Origin of the sequence: Candidatus Sphingomonas phytovorans, assembly GCA_029202385.1 — a bacterium.
In the GTDB taxonomy this organism is placed as follows: domain Bacteria; phylum Pseudomonadota; class Alphaproteobacteria; order Sphingomonadales; family Sphingomonadaceae; genus Sphingomonas; species Sphingomonas phytovorans.
The window spans coordinates 4106734-4126457 of sequence record CP119314.1; the positions used below are offsets into that span (position 1 = coordinate 4106734).

The following is a 19724-nucleotide window of genomic DNA, read 5'->3' on the forward strand; positions in this document are numbered from 1 at the left end:
TAACGGGGAAGAACGGGGATAAAGTCAGGAACGCTTGCCGGCCCGCCGTCTAGAAATCGACTGCGATGCCCTTGAGCGTCCAGTCGCCATAACGCGTCGGGTCGAGCCCGAGCGGGTCGTTTTCCGCTTCGGCCGCTGGCTTGGGATCGGGTTTCGGCACCGGCGGGCTCTTGGAAAGATAGGCTGGCGGCTTCACATGTGGCGGGCGGCGGCCCATGGCGGTTCTTTCCGGATGCTGCTTGCCACCCCATCCACCCGTCACGACACGAGTTCAAGCGATTTGACCCGACCCCCATCTCGATCCGCTGGCCGATCCCCAGACCGTCCCGCCGATCCGCCCGGCGTTCCCGCCCGTCGTGCCGCGCTTAAGCTGCTCGATGCGGTGCTCCGCCAGGGCTTGCCGCTTGAGGCGGCGCTCGACCGTGCGACTCAGGGGATCGATCGCGGCGACGATCGCGCGCTGGCCCATGCCATCGCCGCTGAGACCCTCCGCCGCTTGCCCGATCTCGACGCGCTGATCGATTCGGCGACTCAACGTCCCTTGCCCGATGACGCCAAGGCACGCTTCGCGCTGCGGATCGCGCTGGTTCAGGCGCTCGCGCTGGGCACGCCGCCGCATGCCGCGATCTCGACCGTCCTGCCATTGGTCGATGGCGGTCCGCGCAAGCTTGTCCATGGCGTCTTCGGCACGCTGATGCGCGCCAACAAGAGCCTGCCCGAATTCCCGACTCTTCCTGAGGATGCGGAGGCACGCTGGCAGAATGCCTGGGGCGAGGAACGGGTCGCCGCGGCGGAACGCGCCATTGCCGCGCCGCCGCCGCTCGATCTGACCCTGGCCGACTCGGCGGCGACCGATGCTTTGGCCGAAGAGATGGGCGGCACCTCGCTGCTCCCCGGCCATATCCGGCTCGCCAGCGCCAGCGTTCGTGAACTGCCGGGTTTCGAAGAAGGCGACTGGTGGGTCCAGGATATCGCCGCCTCGCTCCCCGCGCGCCTCATCGGCAAGGGAAGTGGCACCGCGCTCGATCTGTGCGCCGCACCCGGCGGGAAGACGATGCAGCTCGCCAGCGCGGGCTGGGCCGTCACGTCGATCGATTCCTCGGAAAGTCGTCTGGCGCGACTTCGCGAGAATCTCACCCGCACGCATCTTGAGGCGACGGTGATTGCCGCCGACCTGCTCAAATGGTCGCCGGACGTGCCGGCGGACGCCGTGCTGCTCGATGCGCCGTGCAGCGCCACCGGCATTTTCCGCCGCCACCCCGACGTGCTCCACCGCGTGAATCCGAAGGTGATCGCCGAAATGTCCCGGGTGCAGGCGCAATTGCTCGCCCGCGCCGCCAAATGGGTCAAGCCCGGCGGAACCTTGATCTATGCCACCTGTTCGCTCGAACGTGCCGAGGGGGAGGAGCAGCTCATGGCGTTTCTCGCCGCCCAGCCCGATTTCGCGATCGATCCGGTCAGCGCTGAAGAATTGCCGGTTGGCATCGTCCCGCACCAGCGTGGCTGGGTCCGGACCTTGCCCGGCATGCTCGGCGAAGAGGGCGGCTGCGACGGCTTCTTCATCGCGAGATTGCGCCGCGGTACCTGAGTCGCCTTGCCGCGCGACTCACGCATGCTAAGGAATCGGTCATGCAACAGCCTGTCCGTATCGCCCCTTCGATCCTCTCCGCCGATTTCGCGCGCCTTGGCGAGGAGGTGCGCGCGATCGACGCGGCCGGCGCCGACTGGATTCATGTCGATGTGATGGACGGTCATTTCGTCCCCAACATCACGATCGGCCCGGCGGTGGTGAAGGCGCTCCGCCCGCATACGCAGAAGCCGCTCGACGTGCATCTGATGATCGCGCCGGTCGATTCGTTCCTCGATCAGTTCGCTGAAGCCGGGGCGGACATCATCAGCATCCATGTCGAGGCGGGGCCGCACACGCATCGCAGCCTCCAGCACATCCGCAAGCTCGGCAAGCGCGCGGGCGTGGTGCTGACGCCGCAGACGCCGGCCAAGGCGCTCGACTATCTGATCGAGGAGGTCGATCTGGTGCTGGTAATGAGCGTCAATCCCGGCTTCGGCGGCCAGGGCTTCATCCCCAGCGCGCTGCGCAAGATCGAAAGCATCCGCAAGATGATCGACAAGGCAGGGCTCGACGTCGATCTCGAGGTCGATGGCGGCATCGACGCGGTGACGGCGCGCGAGGCGATCGCCGCTGGTGCTGACGCGCTGGTCGCCGGCACGGCCACCTTCCGCGGTGGCCCTTCGGCCTATGCGGCCAACATCCTCGCCCTGAGAGGCGGGTGAACGACGGCGGTCGCGATTCCGGCGCCGACGGCATCGAAGAGGGCAAACGGTTGATTCGATTGGGGGGCGACAAGGGGTTGTCGCTGGCTGACCGTCTCACCGAATATTTTCACCGATTGACCTGGCGGACGCCGATCCACGGCATGCGGTTGAAGGGCCGGCATCCGCTTAAGCTGATCGCGGTGCCGGACGATCCGTTTTTGGGCGATCCGCGACGGGGCAACGCGCTGCTCGACGGCAAGCTGAATCTGCGCGGGGAAACCCGCGCCATCGCCGATCTCAATCTCGCCAGGCCCGATTTCTCGCGGGCGTTCGGCGATTATCTCCACAGCTTTCTATGGCTGCGCGATCTTTCGACCGTGGCGACACGCGGGCAGGCGACCCCGATCGCCGAGGATCTGATACGCCGCTGGCTCGCGGCGCATGCCGATACGGTCAGCGAACCTGCCTGGCGGGCCGATCTCTGGGGCCGGCGGATCCTGTTCTGGACCGCGCACGCCCCGCTGATCCTGTCGAGCACCGACCTGGTCTATCGCAGCCTGGTGCTCAACACGCTCGCGCGGGGCGCGCGGCATATCGATCGCGGCGCCGACAAGCTGCCGCCGGGCGCCCCGCGCGTCGCGGCGTTGTGCGGCGTGGTCGCGGCGGGGTTGCTGATCCCGGGGGGCGATGCGCGGCGCGGCGCCACCGAAGCCGCCCTGGCCAAGGCGCTGTCGGTCTCGGTGTTCGAGGATGGCGGCAGCGTGGCGCGCTCGCCGATGGCGCAGCTCGACATCATCATGCTGCTCACCGGCCTGAAGGAAGTGTACGCCGCGCGCCGCCTGGTCGAACCGCCGGCGATCGCTGCGGTGCTGGCGCGGATGGTGCCGGCACTGCTTGGCGTGTGCCACGGCGATCGCGGGCTTTCGAGCTGGCAGGGCGGCGGCCCTGTCTCAGGCGAGGCGCTCGAACAGATCATCGCCGCGACCGGCGTGCGTGCCCGGCCGCTCCGCCAGGCGCGCGACTGGGGCTATCAGCGCCTCGCCGCCGGCACCGCCGTCCTGATCATGGACGCGGCGCCGCCGCCGATCGCGCGGCTGGTCGAGGGCGGCTGTGCTTCCACCCTCGCGTTCGAACTCTCCGACGGCGGGCATCGCCTGGTCGTCAATTGCGGCGGCGCCCGCTCGGCCGTGGCGCAGCTTCCCGCCGCCCTTGCCGACGGACTGCGCACTACCGCGGCGCATTCGACCCTGATCGTCGGGGACAGTAATTCGACCGCGATCCATGCCGACGGCACGCTCGGGCGCGGCGTCGCCGAGGTCGAGCTGGCACGGCAGGAAAGCGAGGCGTCGAGCCGTATCGAGGCGAGCCATGACGGCTATGCCAGACGCTATGGCTTCGTCCACCGCCGCCAGCTCGTGCTTGCCGGCGACGGTCGCGAGCTCCGCGGCGAGGATATGCTGCTGCCCGCCAGCAAGAAGCGCAAGCTCGCGGCCACCGCCTTCGCGATCCGCTTCCATCTCGGCCAGGGCGTATCGGTCTCGCCGACGGCGGACGGCATGGCCGCGCTGCTTCGCCTGCCCGGCGGGGTGCTGTGGCAGTTCCGCTGCCGCGGCGGCACGCTGGCGGTCGAGGACAGTCTTTGGATCGACGGCGACGGCCGGCCGCAACCGACTCACCAGCTTGTCGTGTCGGGAGAATCCCCCGCGGGCGGCGCCAGCGTGAGCTGGGCCTTGAAGCGCGCGACCTGAGACGGCAGAGGGACGCGCGACCCCTCACCCCCGGAGTGCCCATGACCGCCATCACCATCCGCCGTGCCCTTTTGTCGGTATCCGACAAGACCGGCATCGTCGATCTCGGCCGGGCACTCGCTCGCCACGGCGTCGAGCTGGTCTCGACCGGCGGCACCGCCGCCGCGCTGCGCGATGCGGGCCTGGAAGTGCGCGACATCTCCGACCTGACCGGCTTCCCGGAGATGATGGACGGTCGCGTGAAGACCCTGCACCCCAAGGTCCATGGCGGCCTGCTCGCGGTGCGCGACGACAAGGCCCATGTCGCCTCGATGGAGGAGCATGGCATCGGTGCGATCGATCTGGTGGTGGTGAACCTCTATCCCTTCCTCCAGACGGTGATGAAGGGCGCCGACCGGCCGGAGATCATCGAGAATATCGATATCGGCGGCCCGTCGATGGTGCGGTCTGCCGCCAAGAACCACGCCTTCGTCGCGATCGTCACTGATCCCGCCGACTATGATGCGCTGGTCGCCGAGATGGATTCATCGGGCGGCGCTACCACGCTCGATCTGCGCAAGCGCCTCGCCGCGCGCGCCTTCGCCGCGACCGCTACCTATGACGGCATGATCGCGAGCTGGTTCGGGTTCGCCGACCAGGGCGAGGCTTTCCCGGAAACGCTGCCGATCACGCTGAAGCGCGGGGCGTCGCTCCGCTATGGCGAGAATCCGCACCAGTCAGCTGCATTCTATACAGCGACCGGCCCGCACGCACGCGGCATCGGCCAGGCGCGCCAGATGCAGGGCAAGGAACTCAGCTACAATAATTACAACGACGCCGACGCCGCGCTCGAACTGGTCAGCGAGTTCCGCGATGCGCAGCCGACCGTGGTCATCGTCAAGCATGCCAATCCCTGCGGCGTCGCCACCGCCGCGACGATCGAGCAGGCCTATGCCGGGGCGTTCGCCTGCGACACCGTCTCGGCGTTCGGCGGCATCATCGCGCTGAACCGGGCGCTGGACGAGGCGACCGCGCGCGCCATTTCAGGCATCTTCACTGAAGTGGTGATCGCTCCCGGCGCCGACGAAGCCGCGCTCGCCATCTTCGCGGCGAAGAAGAACCTTCGCCTGCTCCTCACCGGCGACCTGCCCGATCCGGCGCGTACCGGCCTTATGGCCAAGTCGATCGCGGGCGGCTGGCTGGTCCAGACCCGGGATAGTGGCGCAGCGCCCGATCTCAAGGTGGTGACCAAACGTCAGCCGACCGAGGCGGAGCTTGCCGATTGCCGCTTTGCCTGGACGGTCGCCAAGCACGTCAAGTCGAATGCGATCGTCTATGCGAAGGATGGCGCCACCGCCGGCATCGGCGCGGGCCAGATGAACCGGCTCGAATCAGCCCGCATCGCTGCCTGGAAGGCGAAGGACGCCGCCGACAAGGCAGGCTGGGCCACGCCGCGCACGATCGGCTCGGCGGTGGCGTCGGATGCCTTCTTCCCCTTCGCCGACGGCCTGCTTGCCGCGGTCGAGGCGGGGGCCACCGCCGTCATCCAGCCGGGCGGCTCGATCCGCGACGACGAGGTGATCGCGGCGGCCGATGCGGCTGGCCTGGCGATGGTGTTCACCGGGATGCGCCACTTCCGGCATTGATGAACGGGCAGGCGGGTTGAAGGGGGCTGCCTCAGGTCGGCAGCGTCGCTTCGTCCACTGACGGTATCTTGCCGAACAGCGCCCGGTCCTCGGGGCTGAACGCCAAGCGCGACAGGACGAACAAATAGGTCGCGGCGATGGCCGGCAGGCCGATGAGCAGCTCGGCCCATTCATACCGCCTGGGCAGGGAGGTGAACGCCGTCCCGACGACCACCGCCGCGCCGATCGCCCAGAGCATCGGCATGCGGAAACCCGAGACGCGCGCCTTGAGCAGATGGGCAAGCAGGTTCGACTTGACGACGGATGCGAGGCCGAGCGCGACCAGCAGCGCCACCGCTGGCCCTGCGGCCTGGAAGTTGATCGGCCAGCCGATCCAGCGCATCGCGAAGATCAGCGTGAAGCTGAGCGCGATCTGGAAACACAGGGTCCCCAGCGAGATCATCAGGTTCCGCACCCGCGCGATATAGACCAAAGCCGATTCGCACACGGCACCGGTCGACGCCACCGCTTCGGCGGTCAGCAGAAAGGCGAGCGCGGCGGTGCCGGAGACGAATTGCGGCCCCACCACGCCCATCACCGCCTCGCCCGGGATCGACCCCATCAGCGCAAGGCCGGTCTGCGCCGCCATGATCCAGAAACCGACCTGCCGCACCTGCGCCGCGATCGCCTCGCGGTCGTTCTTGGCCAGGCTCGCGGTGATCACGGGGCCAAGGATCGGATCGAAGCTGGTCTTGAGCTTCGCCGGGATCGAGGCGACCTGCTGCGCCATGTAATAGATGCCGACGATCTTGGGCTCGAACATCACCCCGAGGATGAACCGGTCGACATTGCGCGTGCCCCATTCGATCGCGTCGGCGCCGGCGAGCGGCGCGTTGCGGCTGGCCAGCGCGACCAGGTGAACGATGCGTGGCCGCCAGCCGTGCGGCAGGCCATAGCTGCGGATGAACGGAACCAGCGACGCGACGAGTGCCGCCGCCATCGACAGGATGTAGGAATAGATCAGGCCGTCGCGCAGCGAGACGAAGGAGAAGACCCAGGCCGCGGCGCTGATCGTCCAGGGTTCGACGATCGCGCGCGCTGTCACCGTCGCCTTGACGTTGCGGCGATAGGCGAGCGCGGCGAGGCTGACATCGGACCAGGCGACCGCGAACACGATGCACGGCAGCCAGCGGTCCATCCCCTCGATCGGGCTGTTGGGGTACATGATCTGCGGCAGGGCGATCAGCACGCCGCTGGCGATCAGCGAGGCGAGGAACGCCACCGCCATAGCATCCCACACCACATGGACATGCGGCCGGTCGGAGGAGGACAGCGCCTGGGCAAGCCCGCGCTTCAGCCCGAGCGTGGCGAGCAGGGCGGCGAGCTCGACCACCACCACCGCCAGCGCGAACCGGCCGACGATGTCCGGGCCATAGACCCGGCCGGCGATGAACAGGAACGGCAGTCGTGCGGCGAGGCGCAACAGGAAACCGATGATGTTGGTACGACCGCCCTTGGCCAGGGCCTTGAGGTCTTCGGTGCCCCCATCATCGGCGGCGGCCGCGTCGGTCAATGCGCGGCTCCCCAACTCGGACCGACGCCGATCTCGATGCCGAGAGGCACGCTGAGGACCACGGCGGGCTCGGCTGCGCTTGCCATCACCCGTTCGATCACCGGCCTCGCTGCCTCGACATCGCCTTCGGGCAGTTCGAACACCAGTTCGTCATGCACCTGGAGCAGCATGCGCACGTTCGGCAGGCCGGCCTCGATCAGCGCCGGCCCCATGCGCACCATCGCACGCTTGATGATGTCGGCGCTCGTCCCCTGGATCGGCGCGTTGATCGCGGCGCGCTCAGCACCCTGGCGCTCATGCTGGATCTTTGACTTGAGCCGCGGGAAATGCGTCTTTCGGCCGAACAGCGTCTCGGTATAGCCCTTGTCGCGCGCCTTTTCGGTCGTCTCGACGATATAGTGGTTGATACCGGGGAAGCGCTCGAAATAGCGGTCGATCATCGCCTGTGCCTCGTCAGCGGTCACGTCGAGCCGCCCGGCCAGGCCCCAGCGGGAAATGCCGTAGAGGATGGCGAAGTTGATCGTCTTGGCCCGCCCGCGGGTATCGCGGTTGACCTCGCCGAACAGTTCCTGCGCGGTCAGGCTGTGAATGTCGGCGCCGTCGGCAAATGCCTGTTTGAGCGCGGGCACATCGGCCATGTGCGCGGCCAGCCGCAGCTCGATCTGCGAATAATCGGCCGCGAGCAGGACATTGCCCGACTCCGCGACGAAGGCGTCGCGAATCTGGCGGCCGATCTCGGTGCGGATCGGGATGTTCTGCAGGTTCGGGTCGGTCGAGGACAGCCGCCCGGTCTGCGCGCCGGTCAGCGAATAGCTGGTATGGACCCGCCCGGTCTCGGGGTTGATCTGTGCCTGCAGCGCGTCGGTATAGGTGGATTTCAGCTTCGACAATTGCCGCCAGTCGAGCACGCGCGCCGCGATCTCCTTGCCGGGCGAATCCTTGTCCGCCGCGATCCGCTCCAGTTCATTGACGTCGGTCGAATAGACGCCGGACTTGCCCTTGCGCCCGCCCTTGATGCCCATGCGCTCGAACAGCACATCGCCAAGCTGCTTGGGGCTGCCGATGGTGAAGGGGCCGCCGGCAAGGCCATGGATCTCGGTCTCGAGCGCGGCGATCGAATGGGCGAATTCGGTCGAGAGCTGCGACAATTTCTCGCGGTCGACCTTGATGCCGTGCCGCTCCATCTGCGCGATCACCGGCGCGAGCGGCCGGTCGACCATCTCGTAGACTCGCGTCGCGCCCTCTGCCGGCAGGCGCGGCTTGAACCGGCGCCACAGCCTGAGCGTGACGTCGGCATCCTCGGCCGCGTAGCGCGTGGCCGAGGCCAGGTCGATCTCGTTGAACTGAAGCTGGTTCTTGCCCGTTCCGACCACGTCCTTGAACGCAATGCAGCTGTGCGAGAGGTGAGTCGCGGCAAGCTCGTCCATGCCGTGGCCGTGCAGCCCCGCGTCGAGATCGAAGCTCATCAGGATCGTGTCGTCATGCGGCGCGACGTCGATGCCAAGCCGACCGAGCACGATCATGTCGTATTTCAGATTATGCCCGATCTTGAGCACGCCTGGGTCCTCGAACAGCGGCTTGAACTTCGCCAGCGCCGTGGCCGGCGCGATCTGGTCGGGCTTTTCGGCGAACAGTCCCGTGCCGCCATGGCCAAGCGGGATGTAGCATGCCTTGTTCGGTTCGAGCGCCATGCTGACCCCGACCAGTTCGGCGCGTGTCGCGTCGATGCCGGTCGTCTCGGTGTCGATCGCGATCCAGCCCTGGTGTCGCGCTTTCGCGATCCAGTCGTCGAGCGCGGTCTCGTCGATCACCGTCACATAGCCGTCGTGATCGCAGGGCGGGTCTTCCTCCTGCGGCACGCTCTTCGGCGTCTCGACCGGCGCATCCGCCACGGCGGAGAGCTTGGCGAGCAGCGACTTGAAGCCGTGATGTTCCAGGAACGCACGGAGCGGCGCCTCGGGAATCCCCTGAAGCGCCAGGTCCTCAAGCGGCTCGGCCAGAGGCGCATCGTCCTTCAGCGTCACCAGCACGCGGGAGAGCCGGGCATTGTCGGCATGCTCGATCAGATTGTCGCGCAGCTTGCCGGGCTTCATCGAGGGGGCGGCCGCCAGCACGCCTTCGATATCGCCATGTTCCTGGATCAGCTTGGCGGCGGTCTTCGGGCCGACGCCCGGCACGCCCGGCACATTGTCGACGCTGTCGCCCATAAGGCCGAGCACGTCACCCAGCCGGTCGGGCATCACGCCGAACTTCTCCATGACGTGCTCGGCGCCGAGACGGCGGTTGTTCATCGTATCGTACAGATCGAGCCCTGGCTCGATCAGCTGCATCAAGTCCTTGTCGGAGCTGACGATGGTGACTGACCAGCCCTCGCGCAGGGCTGCCTTGGCGTAGCTGGCGATGATGTCGTCGGCCTCGAGCCCGTCCTCCTCGATGCAGGGCAGCGAGAAGGCGCGGGTGGCGTCGCGAATCATCGGGAATTGCGGGACCAGGTCCTCGGGCGGCGGCGGGCGCTGCGCCTTGTACTTGTCGTACAGCTCGTTGCGGAAGGTATGGCTCGATTTGTCGAGCACGACCGCCATATGGGTCGGCCCATCCGCCTTGTGCAGCTCGTCGGCGAGCTTCCACAACATGGTCGTATAGCCATAGACCGCGCCGACGGGTTCGCCGTGCACGTTGGTGAGCGGCGGCAGGCGATGATAGGCTCGGAAGATATAACCCGATCCGTCGACGAGATAGAGGTGCGGCATGGGCGCGGGATAGCAGTGGTGCGCGGCGGGGGCGAGGCGAAATCTCAGCGCGCGTGCTGCGATCGGATGTCCACTGACCGGCGTTGCCCGATCAGGGAATCGGGGCGCGGCCCGCCAGCGAATCGCCCTGGCCGCGATGGCTCGCGACCACCGCGGTGACCACTGCCTGCATCAGCGCCTGGCGTTCCGGGATGGCCCGGGGCGTATCGCCGATCATGATCGCGACGGCATAGCTGCGGCCGTCGGGCGCCATCAGCAGGCCGACATCATTATAGCCCGCGGTGCGCCCGGCCAGATCCTGGCCGGTGCCGGTCTTGTGGCCGAAGTCCCAGCCGGCCGGCACCGCGCCGTGCATCCGCTGCCGGCCGGTCTTGGACGATTCCATGGTGCTGATCAGATAATCGGTCGACTGCCTGGACAGGAGCTGGCCGAGCTTGAGCTTGGCAAGGGCGCCGGCGATCGCTGACGGCGCGGCGCCGTCCGGCGGATCGGCGACATAGCGTTCGAACGCCGCGATCCGCGCTGTCTGGGGCAGCCGGGCGCGGGCGCGGGTAAAGGCATTGCCGAAGGCGAACTCGGGCTTCCACTGGAGGCCCGCGGTCGCGCTTTGCAACAGCTTCTCGCCCGGGCCGAAGCGGATATCGCCCAGCCCCTTGCGCCGGATGAAGTCGCGCACCGCGGCCGGCCCGCCGACATAGCGGAGCAGCCGGTCGTTGCAGGTATTGTCGCTCATCGTCAGCGCGCGCCGCAGCAGCTCGCCGACGGTGGTATGATAGCCGCCATCTTTGACCAGCGCCGCGACCGGCTGATGGAACAGGGTGAAATCGTCCTTGGTCAGCGTGATCGGATCATCGAGCGTCAGCCGCCCGCTGTCGCGATAGTCCAGCACGGTCATCGCCACCCACAGCTTGCTCACGCTTTGCTGGGGCAGGCGGGCGTCGCCGTTGCTCGATACAGTCCATCCCTGGTCGATGCTGCGCACCGCGATGCCGACCCGTCCGTTGAAGTTGCGACCGAGCGCGGTGACATTCGCGACCAGTGCTTCGGGCGCCCGGGACGGCTGCGGCCTGGGTGTGGGTGGCGGGACGGGAACGACGACCTGATAGGGCGGCTGAACAGCCGCAGCGGGTATCAGGGTCAGGTGTCTGCTGGTGTCATGCCCGCAGGCACAGAGCGCTGCGGCGAGAAGTGTCACCGCTACAGGCCTCGGAAAATCAAATGGTAGAATCTGTGTCACCAATCAAAGCCCCGCCCCCGGTTCGCGACCTTAGACACGGATTCTCCTTGAGGAATCCCCGGCATGCAAGCCTTGCGACGAACCGCGGCTGACACAAGGTGAAACGGTTGTCGCAGCATCGCAGGCCAGCCGGTTGAATCCATTCAGGAGTTTTACAGGCTCCCGAAAGTCGACGCGGCAGCGGATTTGTCTGCGGCAAGAGGCGCTGCCGATCCCGGAACGGCGCGGCGCCGCCTGTTTACGGTACGAGGATCGTATCGACCGCTTCCGGCAACATGTCGGGATAATCGAGCGTGTAATGCAGCCCGCGCGATTCATGGCGGTGCAGCGCTGACCGGACGATCAATTCGGCGGTCTGGAGCAGGTTGCGCAACTCGATCAGGTCGGGCGTCACGCGGAAATGCCCGTAATAGTCGTTCACTTCGTCGGTGAGCAGCCGGATTCGGTGCTGCGCCCGTTCCAGGCGCTTGGTCGTCCGGACGATGCCGACATAGTTCCACATGAAGCGCCGGATCTCGGTCCAGTTCTGCTTGATGACCACTTCCTCGTCCGAATCCTCGACCCGGCTTTCGTCCCAGGGACGGATCGGGGGCGGGGAGGGCAATTCGTCCCAATGGTCGAGGATGTGGTCCGCCGCTGCCTCGCCGAACACGAAACATTCCAGCAGGCTGTTGGAAGCGAGCCGGTTGGCGCCGTGCAGGCCGGATTCGCTGCATTCGCCCGCGGCATAGAGGCCGGGCAGATCAGTCTTGCCGTGCAGGTCGATGACGACCCCGCCGCACGTATAATGCTGTGCCGGGACGACCGGGATCGGGTCCTTTGTCATGTCGATGCCGAGGCCGAGCAGCTTTTCATAAATGTTCGGAAAATGCTCCTTCACGAACTCGGGGCCGCGATGGCTGATGTCGAGATGGACATAGTCCAAGCCGAGCCGCTTGATCTCATGGTCGATCGCGCGCGCGACGATGTCGCGCGGCGCCAGCTCGGCGCGCGGGTCGAAATCGGGCATGAAGCGATAGCCGGTGTCGGGGATCAGCAGATGGCCGCCCTCGCCCCGCACCGCCTCGGTGATCAGGAAGTTCTTGACCTCGAGATTGTACAGGCAGGTCGGATGGAACTGCATGAATTCCATGTTCGACACCCGGCATCCGGCGCGCCACGCCATGGCGATGCCGTCGCCGGTGGCGCCGCGCGGCGCGGTCGAGAAGAGATAGGTGCGCCCGGCGCCGCCGGTCGCCAGGATCGTGGCGCGCGCCGTATACAGTTCGACGCGGCCCGTCGCGCGGTTGACGGCATAGACGCCCCAGACATGGCCTGATCCCGAATAGCGCTCCTCATGCCGTCCGGTCGCCAGGTCGATCGCGACCATGTCGGGTATCAGGGTGATATTGGGGTGCGCCTCGGCCGCGCGCTGCAACGCCTCCTGCACTGCCCAGCCGGTCGCGTCGGCGACATGCACGATCCGCCGATGGCTATGTCCGCCCTCGCGCGTCAGGTGAAGCGCATCGCCGTCGGTCGCGAACGGCACCCCAAGTTCCTCGAGCCGCGCGATGGCGGCCGGGGCACGCTCGACCACGAATTCAACGGTCTCGCGGTTGTTCAGTCCCGCGCCGGCGATCATCGTATCCTCGATATGGCTCTCGAAGGTGTCGCCCGGCTCCAGCACCGCCGCGATCCCGCCCTGTGCCCAGGCGGTCGAACCCTCGTTCAACCCGCCCTTGGCAAGCACCGTCACCTTGACCCGGTCGGCGAGATTGAGCGCTGCGGTCAGCCCGGCCGCGCCGGAACCGATGATCAGAACGTCGCTTATATGAGAGTCCGGCACACCCACTCCGTTCGTGTCGAGCGAAGTCGAGACCAGGGGCGTTCGATCCGCGTTTCCCGCGACTACGCCTGAAACGAACGGGAAAACAAGCGGTCGCTATCCGTTCGACGCGCGCGTGAGGTTCAGGAACACATCCTCCAGGTCGGCCTCGCGGGTCGAAACATCGACGATGCCATAGCCGTCGGCCTGTACCGCGGCGAGCACCTCGCCCGCATTCACCCGGTCCTTGGCATAGGTGATGGCGAGCGTGCGCGTGCCCTTCAGCTCGATCTTCTGGAAACAATCGGCCTGGGGTGTCGCCTTGACGTCACGGTCGACCGTCACCTCGACCAGCTTCTCGGTCGCCTTGCCGACCAGCTCGCGGGTCGGCTCGTTGGCGATCACCTTGCCATGGTTGATGATCGCGATGCGGTCGCAGAGCTGCTCGGCCTCTTCCAGATAATGCGTGGTCAGCACGACCGTCACGCCCTGCTCGTTGAGGCCGCGCACATAGGCCCAGAGTTGCTGGCGAAGCTCGATATCGACGCCCGCGGTCGGCTCGTCGAGCACCAGCACCGGCGGCGTGTGCACCATTGCCTTGGCCACCATCAGCCGTCGCTTCATGCCGCCCGACAGGGTGCGGGCATAGGCGTTGGCCTTGTCTTCCAGGTGCACGGCGCGGAGCAGCTCCATCGAGCGGCGCTTCGCCTTGGGCACGCCGTAGAGACCCGCCTGGATCTCGAGCGTCTCGAACGGGGTGAAGAAGGGATCGAACAGGATTTCCTGGTTGACGATCCCGATCGATGCCTTGGCGTTGCGCGGGTGCTGGTCGATATCGAAGCCCCAGATCGATGCCCTGCCGTCGGTCTTGTTGACCAGACCCGCCAGGATGTTGATCAGGGTCGACTTGCCTGCGCCGTTCGGCCCGAGCAGCCCAAAGATCTGCCCGCGCGGCACCTCGAAGGACACATCGTCCAGGGCGCGCTTGCCGCCCTTGTAGGTCTTGCAGAGCGAGTCGATGACGATGGCGGCTTCAGTCATGCTTGGCCCTTAAGCTTGCGGCAAGCGCGCGCCAACCCCTCTCCCGGCGGGATAGGGAAAGGAAGAATTGCCCCTCGCGCCTGCGCTTGCTATCGCGCCACCTCATGATCGCCCCGCCCGAAACCCTCCGCGTCTCCCATCGCCGCAACGCCTGTGACGGCGCGACCGATATTCCCGGCGGCGCCGCGCTCGGCCATCCGCGCGTGTTCCTCGAGATCGACGAGCATGGTTATGTCGATTGCGGCTATTGCGACCGGCGTTTCGTGCTGATCGGCGGACCGGCCGACGGGGTCGATCAATCGACCCTCCCCGATCATCCGGCTGGCGCGAGCCTTTAACGCCCCTATATTGCGGGGCATGATCAGCCTTTCAGACCCCCGCTCCTTCCTCTATCACGATGGCCAGCTCGATCCGGCTGAGGCGCAGCGCCTCACCGCGTCGGCGCTGGCCAAGGCCGACGACGGGGAACTCTACCTTCAGTACCGCAAGTCCGAGGCGTTCGGCTTCGACGACGGCCGGCTGAAGACAGCCAGCTACGACACCCATTCCGGCTTCGGCCTGCGCGCCGTCTCGGGCGAGACCACCGCCTTCGCCCATGCGAACGAGCTGAGCGCCGCGGCGATCGGCCGCGCCGCCGAGACGATGGCGCTGATCGATCCCTCGGCATCGGCCAAGGCCCCGCCGCCGCGCGCGACCAACCGCCATCTCTATACCGCTGCCGATCCGCTCGATCTCATCCCCTTCGCCGACAAGGTGAATCTCTGCCAGACGATCGATGCCGCCGCACGGGCGCGCGATCCGCGCGTCGCCCAGGTCTCGGTCGCGCTGTCGGGCACCTGGAGCGTGGTCGAGATCGTCCGCGCAGACGGTTTCGTCGCGACTGACATCCGCCCGCTGGTGCGTCTCAACGTCTCGATCGTGGTCGAGCAGAATGGCCGGCGCGAGACGGGCAATTTCGGCCTTGGCGGCCGCTATCTCTATGATGCGCTGATGCGGCCTGAGACGTGGAACCGCGCGATCGACGAGGCGCTGGCCCAGGCGCTGGTCAATCTCGATTCGGTCGCCGCCCCCGCCGGCGAGATGACCGTGCTGCTCGGCCCGGGCTGGCCCGGCATCCTGCTGCACGAAGCGATCGGCCACGGGCTCGAAGGCGATTTCAACCGCAAGGGCACCTCGGCCTTTTCCGGCCGCATCGGTGAACGCGTCGCCGCGCCCGGCGTGACGGTGGTCGATGATGGTTCGATCGCGGACCGGCGCGGCTCGCTGTCGATCGACGACGAGGGCACCCCGACCCAGGAGAATATCCTGATCGAGGACGGCATCCTGCGCGGCTATATCCAGGACCGGCTCAACGCGCGGTTGATGGGCGTCGCCCCGACCGGCAATGGCCGGCGCGAAAGCTTCGCCCATGCGCCGATGCCCCGCATGACCAACACCTTCATGCGCGGCGGCAACGACGATCCGGCCGAGCTGCTGAGCCGCGTGAAGAACGGCATCTTCGCCAAGAGCTTCGGCGGCGGCCAGGTCGATATCGTCTCGGGCAAGTTCGTCTTCTCCTGCACCGAGGCGTACAAGATCGAGAACGGCAGGCTCGGCGCCCCGATCAAGGGCGCGACCCTGATCGGCGACGGGCCCAGCGTGCTGACCAAGGTAACCGGCATCGGCAACGACTTCGCGCTCGACGAAGGCGTCGGCATGTGCGGCAAGGGTGGCCAGAGCGTGCCCGCCGGCGTCGGCCAGCCGACCTTGCTGGTCAGCGGACTGACGGTGGGCGGCACGGCGGTGTGATCGCCCTTCTGTGGAGCGAGGGTGGAAGAGGGAACTGAGCATGTCTGCCTGGCCCGAACTCGACTGGCTTTCCTGGCGCGAGACCGCGATCGGCCTCCAGCTCCGCACCCAGGTCCTCGGCAAGATCCGTCTCGCGCTGACGCCATGGCTCAACCATAGCTGGCACGTCCCGCTCTATCTTACCGCGCGCGGGTTGAGCACGTCCGCGATTCCCTGCGGCGACCATATCCTCCAGATCGATATGGATCTGATCGCTGACGAGGTCGTCTTCGCCAGCAGCGACGGCGGAGTGAAGACCGTCCCGCTCGCCGACGGCAGCATCGCCGATTTCCATGTGGCGGTGGTGGCGGCTCTTCGGAGCCTTGGCGTCACGACGTCGTTCGACGGCAAGCCGAGCGAGATGCCGGGTGCGCTACCCTTCGCCCACGATCATGAAGTCCGGCCTTATGACGCGGAGGCGGTGCGCCGATTCTGGCGTGCGTTGATCCAGGTGCAGAGCGTGTTCGGCCGGTTCCGCACCGGCTTTCTCGGCAAGGCGAGCCCTATCCATTTCTTCTGGGGAAGCTTCGACCTCGCCTTGACCCGCTTCTCGGGCCGCGCGGCGCCCCGCCATCCGGGCGGCTTGCCCGGCCTGCCCGATGCGGTGACGTGCGAGGCGTATAGTCACGAAGAGGCGAGTGTCGGCTTCTGGCCCGGCAGCGATGCGTATCCGCATGCTGCCTTTTATGCCTACGCCTATCCCGCGCCGGCCGGCTATGCCGAGGCGAAAGTCGAGCCGGGTGAGGCTGTCTACAGCGTCGAGATGGGCGAGTTCCTCCTTCCCTATGACGCCGTCCGCACCGCCGCCGATCCCCATTCGGTGCTGCTCGCCTTCTGCCGGTCAACGTACGATGCCGCCGCCGATCTTGCAGCCTGGGATCGTGACGCGCTGGAATGCCCGCTCGGCCGGCCACGGGTGCCGCGCGTGGTATAGAGGTCGCCTCTCCCTCTCATGGGAGGTGTGTGATACGGCAGCCGCATGGCCGAGTTCTTCGACGCCCTCACCGATGATCACCGCGCCTTCATCGCGCGCCAGCCGGTCTTTTTCGTCGCGACCGCCGCGGCCGGGGCGCGGATCAATCTCAGTCCCAAGGGCATGGATAGCTTCCGCGTGCTGGACGACAGGCGCGTGGCGTATCTCGACGTCGCGGGTTCCGGCAACGAGACCAACGCGCATCTCCTTGCCGACGGCCGCATCACCATCATGTTCTGCGCCTTCGAAAGCCCCGCCCTGATCTTCCGCATCTATGGGCGCGGCATGCCGGTCCTGCCGCAGGACGATCGCTGGGCGGAACTGGCCGGCCATTTCACCCTGCTCCCCGGCACGCGCCAGATCTTCGAGATCGCGATCGATCAGATACAGACGAGCTGCGGCTGGGGCGTGCCGCATATGAGCTTCGACCGCGAGCGCGAGACGCTCAGCAAATATCACGCGAAATCGAGCGACGAGGAGCGCTTCGGCAAATATGCCCGGCGCACCCGCAGCATCGACGGCCTGCCGGTCCGCAACCCGACACGGGCGGCTCGATAATGGCACTGGTTGAACTGGGCCGCTTCAATCGCAACGAAGCGCATATCGTGATCGGCCGGCTCGATTCCGAAGGGATCGATGCGGTCGCGCTGGATGGCAATTCGAGCATCGCCGACGGCAGCTATCTGTTCATTCCGGTCCGCGTGATGGTCGATGACGAGGATCTGGCGGCCGCGCGGAAAATCCTGTCGGATACTGCCTGATTCTTGTGCAGCTGTTCGCAGCTGCACAAAAATTTACCTGTCGGTAACATTTTCTTTCGGAAAACCGCGCGGAAACGCGTGTTTTCGACTCTGGCACGACCATTGCTGATCATCCCCCGGGACTAAATCTCAACAGGGGGCGCCGGTGAAACTCATCATTGCCATCATCAAGCCGTTCAAGCTCGACGAGGTCCGCGAGGCCCTTACCGAGATCGGCGTCGCGGGCATGACCGTGACTGAAGTGAAGGGCTTTGGCCGCCAGAAGGGCCAGACCGAAATCTACCGGGGTGCCGAATACAGCACCAACATGGTGCCCAAGATCAAGATCGAGATCGTGTGCGCGGCTGACCTCGCGGCCAAGGTCGTCGAGGCGATCCAGGCCTCGGCCAACACCGGCGCGATCGGCGACGGCAAGATCTTCGTTCTCGATGTCGGACAGGCCGTGCGCATCCGCACCGGCGAAACCGACGAAACCGCGCTGTGAGTAAGGGGGCAGTGATGAAGCATGTTTTGAAATATGCCGGCCTCGGGGCTGGCCTCGGGCTCGGACTGTTCGCCGCGCTCCCCGCCTGGGCACAGGCCGCCGCTACCGCGGCGCCAGCGGTGCCGACGGTGAACAAGGGCGATACCGCCTGGATGATGACCGCCACGGTCCTCGTGCTAATGATGATCCTCCCCGGCCTCGCCCTGTTCTATGGCGGCCTCGCCCGCACCAAGAACATGCTGTCGGTGATGACCCAGATCGGCGCGGTCGCCGCGCTGGCGATGCTCGTCTGGGTGGTGTGGGGCTACACCATGGCCTTCGGGCCCGATTACACCAGCGGCCTCAGCAACGTCGTATCCAATTTCGACAAGCTGTTCCTGAAGGGGGTCAACGCCTCGAGCGTCGCGGCGACCTTCACGGCCGGCGTCGGCATCCCTGAATATGTGTTCGTCTGCTTCCAGATGACCTTCGCGGCGATCACCGTCGCGCTGGTGCTCGGGTCGATCGTCGAGCGCGTCAAATTCTCGGCGGTCATGGTGTTCGCTTTGGTGTGGCTCACGATCGTCTATTTCCCGATCGCGCACATGGTCTGGGCGTCGAGCGGCTATTTCTTCAAGGCGGGAGCCCTCGATTTCGCCGGCGGTACGGTCGTTCACATCAACGCCGGCGTCTCGGCGCTGGTCTTCGCCCTCATCATCGGCAAGCGCGTCGGTTATCCGACCGAGCGCATGGCACCGCATTCGCTGACGCTTACCGGCGTCGGCACCGGCCTGCTGTGGGTCGGCTGGTTCGGCTTCAACGCGGGTTCCGCGCTCGAAGCCAATGGCTCCGCTGCTCTCGCCATGATCAACACCTTCGTCGCGACCGCCTCGGCGGGCCTGTTCTGGATGTTGGCCGAGCGTGCCTCGGGTCACAAGGCATCGGCCCTCGGCTTCTGCTCCGGCATCATCGCCGGGCTGGTTGCCGTCACGCCGGCGGCCGGCAATTCCGGCCCGTTCGGGGCGATCGTTCTTGGTGCGGTGGCCTCGATCGTCTGCTTCCTCTTCGTGACGAAGGTGAAGCCGAAGCTCGGTTATGACGACTCGCTCGATGCGTTCGGCGTGCACGGCATCGGCGGCATGATCGGCGCTATTGGGACCGCCATCGTCTACGCCCCCTCGCTCGGTGGTCCGGGTGCTGCCGATTACGACATGATCGCCAAGCTTGTGGTCCAGTTCAAGGCCGTTGGCGTCACGATCATCTGGGCTGCGATCGGCACCACCGTCGCCGTGTTCATCGCCAAGGCCGTCACTGGTGGCCGGGTCTCCCCCGAAGTCGAGCAGGAAGGCCTCGACGTCGGCGAGCATGGCGAGCGCGCCTACAACTACTGACCAGATCGGGGCCGGCCCGATGCGGTCGGCCCCCCATCATGTTCCTCCTGCGGACGACCTTAGGCCGGTGCGGCAACGCACCGGCCCTTTTTATGTCAGGCGATTGGGCGTGTATCGCCCTCGGCGGCTTCGTCCTCTTCCGTCACGGCCTCGCCTTCTGCCTGCTGCTTGCGATAGCGTTGCGCGGCGAGCGTCGCGCCCAGGATGAAGCCGCCCGGCACGAGCAGGATGGCGGCCGCGAGGCCGAGGCGGTTGAGCGTCTTTCTGTCCATGACGCC

Annotated in this window: 18 protein-coding genes; 11 read left to right on the forward strand and 7 right to left on the reverse strand. The window is 66.6% G+C overall.

Annotation, left to right across the window (positions count from 1 at the left end):
* Positions 1–49: 49 nt before the first annotated feature.
* Positions 50–217, reverse strand: coding sequence for a DUF1674 domain-containing protein (locus P0Y59_18970; GenBank protein WEJ99002.1), 168 nt, complete (start codon positions 215–217; stop codon positions 50–52).
* A gap of 63 nt (positions 218–280) precedes the next feature.
* Between P0Y59_18970 and P0Y59_18975 the strand changes: the two genes are divergently transcribed.
* The 4 genes from P0Y59_18975 to purH are packed head-to-tail and all read left to right on the forward strand — an operon-like array spanning position 281 to position 5647.
* A complete protein-coding gene (locus tag P0Y59_18975) occupies positions 281–1588 on the forward strand; it encodes a transcription antitermination factor NusB (protein WEJ99003.1) in 1308 nt (435 codons plus the stop codon).
* Between the two features lie 41 nt (positions 1589–1629).
* Complete coding sequence (rpe, locus tag P0Y59_18980; GenBank protein WEJ99004.1) at positions 1630–2292, forward strand: ribulose-phosphate 3-epimerase; 663 nt, start codon at positions 1630–1632, stop codon at positions 2290–2292.
* Positions 2289–4022: a heparinase II/III family protein gene (locus P0Y59_18985; protein ID WEJ99005.1), complete on the forward strand. Its 1734-nt coding sequence runs from the start codon at positions 2289–2291 to the stop codon at positions 4020–4022. The genes rpe and P0Y59_18985 overlap by 4 nt, the downstream gene beginning before the upstream one ends.
* A 41-nt stretch (positions 4023–4063) precedes the next feature.
* Complete coding sequence (gene purH, locus P0Y59_18990; GenBank protein WEJ99006.1) at positions 4064–5647, forward strand: bifunctional phosphoribosylaminoimidazolecarboxamide formyltransferase/IMP cyclohydrolase; 1584 nt, start codon at positions 4064–4066, stop codon at positions 5645–5647.
* 31 nt (positions 5648–5678) lie between these two features.
* On the opposite strand, the gene P0Y59_18995 is transcribed toward purH, so the two are convergent.
* From P0Y59_18995 to P0Y59_19015, 5 genes are all read right to left on the reverse strand, one after another.
* A complete protein-coding gene (locus tag P0Y59_18995) occupies positions 5679–7199 on the reverse strand; it encodes a lipopolysaccharide biosynthesis protein (GenBank protein ID WEJ99007.1) in 1521 nt (506 codons plus the stop codon).
* Positions 7196–9949 carry a DNA polymerase I gene (gene polA / locus P0Y59_19000; protein ID WEJ99008.1) on the reverse strand — a complete coding sequence of 918 codons (2754 nt, stop codon included), beginning with the start codon at positions 9947–9949 and terminating at the stop codon, positions 7196–7198. The genes P0Y59_18995 and polA overlap by 4 nt, the downstream gene beginning before the upstream one ends.
* 91 nt (positions 9950–10040) lie before the next feature.
* Entirely contained in the window at positions 10041–11144 is a 1104-nt protein-coding gene (bla, locus tag P0Y59_19005) for a class A beta-lactamase (GenBank protein WEJ99009.1), read from the reverse strand.
* A gap of 280 nt (positions 11145–11424) precedes the next feature.
* Positions 11425–13011 carry an L-aspartate oxidase gene (gene nadB, locus P0Y59_19010; GenBank protein WEJ99010.1) on the reverse strand — a complete coding sequence of 529 codons (1587 nt, stop codon included), beginning with the start codon at positions 13009–13011 and terminating at the stop codon, positions 11425–11427.
* Between the two features lie 96 nt (positions 13012–13107).
* Positions 13108–14031: an ABC transporter ATP-binding protein gene (locus P0Y59_19015; protein ID WEJ99011.1), complete on the reverse strand. Its 924-nt coding sequence runs from the start codon at positions 14029–14031 to the stop codon at positions 13108–13110.
* A 104-nt stretch (positions 14032–14135) separates the two neighbouring features.
* Here P0Y59_19015 and P0Y59_19020 point away from each other — a divergent pair, with 104 nt between their 5' ends.
* The 7 genes from P0Y59_19020 (at position 14136) to P0Y59_19050 (ending at position 19446) form a co-directional block, all read left to right on the forward strand.
* Positions 14136–14369 (forward strand): zinc-finger domain-containing protein, encoded by a 234-nt coding sequence (locus tag P0Y59_19020; protein WEJ99012.1) that lies wholly within the window; start codon positions 14136–14138, stop codon positions 14367–14369.
* A gap of 19 nt (positions 14370–14388) precedes the next feature.
* Positions 14389–15819 (forward strand): metalloprotease TldD, encoded by a 1431-nt coding sequence (gene tldD / locus P0Y59_19025; GenBank protein WEJ99013.1) that lies wholly within the window; start codon positions 14389–14391, stop codon positions 15817–15819.
* A gap of 40 nt (positions 15820–15859) precedes the next feature.
* Positions 15860–16792: a DUF5996 family protein gene (locus P0Y59_19030; GenBank protein WEJ99014.1), complete on the forward strand. Its 933-nt coding sequence runs from the start codon at positions 15860–15862 to the stop codon at positions 16790–16792.
* A 45-nt stretch (positions 16793–16837) separates the two neighbouring features.
* A complete protein-coding gene (locus P0Y59_19035; GenBank protein ID WEJ99015.1) occupies positions 16838–17389 on the forward strand; it encodes a pyridoxamine 5'-phosphate oxidase family protein in 552 nt (183 codons plus the stop codon).
* Entirely contained in the window at positions 17389–17592 is a 204-nt protein-coding gene (locus tag P0Y59_19040; GenBank protein WEJ99016.1) for a DUF2007 domain-containing protein, read from the forward strand. The genes P0Y59_19035 and P0Y59_19040 overlap by 1 nt, the downstream gene beginning before the upstream one ends.
* Positions 17593–17737: 145 nt before the next feature.
* Positions 17738–18076 carry a P-II family nitrogen regulator gene (locus tag P0Y59_19045; GenBank protein ID WEJ99017.1) on the forward strand — a complete coding sequence of 113 codons (339 nt, stop codon included), beginning with the start codon at positions 17738–17740 and terminating at the stop codon, positions 18074–18076.
* Positions 18077–18090: 14 nt separating this feature from the next.
* On the forward strand, positions 18091–19446 hold the full coding sequence (locus P0Y59_19050) for an ammonium transporter (protein WEJ99018.1): 1356 nt from the start codon (positions 18091–18093) through the stop codon (positions 19444–19446).
* A 95-nt stretch (positions 19447–19541) separates the two neighbouring features.
* On the opposite strand, the gene P0Y59_19055 is transcribed toward P0Y59_19050, so the two are convergent.
* The gene (locus P0Y59_19055; GenBank protein WEJ99019.1) at positions 19542–19718 is read right to left on the reverse strand and encodes a hypothetical protein; all 177 of its coding nucleotides are present in this window, start codon (positions 19716–19718) and stop codon (positions 19542–19544) included.
* Positions 19719–19724 lie beyond the last annotated feature (6 nt).

Bases quoted from the DNA above. Each gene is read 5' to 3' on its own strand.
- P0Y59_19015 (WEJ99011.1), bottom strand. From the start codon at position 14,031: ATGACTGAAGCCGCCATCGTCATCGACTCGCTCTGCAAGACCTACAAG.
- tldD (WEJ99013.1), top strand. From the start codon at position 14,389: ATGATCAGCCTTTCAGACCCCCGCTCCTTCCTCTATCACGATGGCCAG.
- purH (WEJ99006.1), top strand. From the start codon at position 4,064: ATGACCGCCATCACCATCCGCCGTGCCCTTTTGTCGGTATCCGACAAG.
- P0Y59_19055 (WEJ99019.1), bottom strand. From the start codon at position 19,718: ATGGACAGAAAGACGCTCAACCGCCTCGGCCTCGCGGCCGCCATCCTG.
- P0Y59_19020 (WEJ99012.1), top strand. From the start codon at position 14,136: ATGATCGCCCCGCCCGAAACCCTCCGCGTCTCCCATCGCCGCAACGCC.
- P0Y59_19050 (WEJ99018.1), top strand. From the start codon at position 18,091: ATGAAGCATGTTTTGAAATATGCCGGCCTCGGGGCTGGCCTCGGGCTC.
- P0Y59_19030 (WEJ99014.1), top strand. From the start codon at position 15,860: ATGTCTGCCTGGCCCGAACTCGACTGGCTTTCCTGGCGCGAGACCGCG.
- P0Y59_19035 (WEJ99015.1), top strand. From the start codon at position 16,838: ATGGCCGAGTTCTTCGACGCCCTCACCGATGATCACCGCGCCTTCATC.
- rpe (WEJ99004.1), top strand. From the start codon at position 1,630: ATGCAACAGCCTGTCCGTATCGCCCCTTCGATCCTCTCCGCCGATTTC.
- P0Y59_19040 (WEJ99016.1), top strand. From the start codon at position 17,389: ATGGCACTGGTTGAACTGGGCCGCTTCAATCGCAACGAAGCGCATATC.
- P0Y59_18970 (WEJ99002.1), bottom strand. From the start codon at position 217: ATGGGCCGCCGCCCGCCACATGTGAAGCCGCCAGCCTATCTTTCCAAG.
- polA (WEJ99008.1), bottom strand. From the start codon at position 9,949: ATGCCGCACCTCTATCTCGTCGACGGATCGGGTTATATCTTCCGAGCC.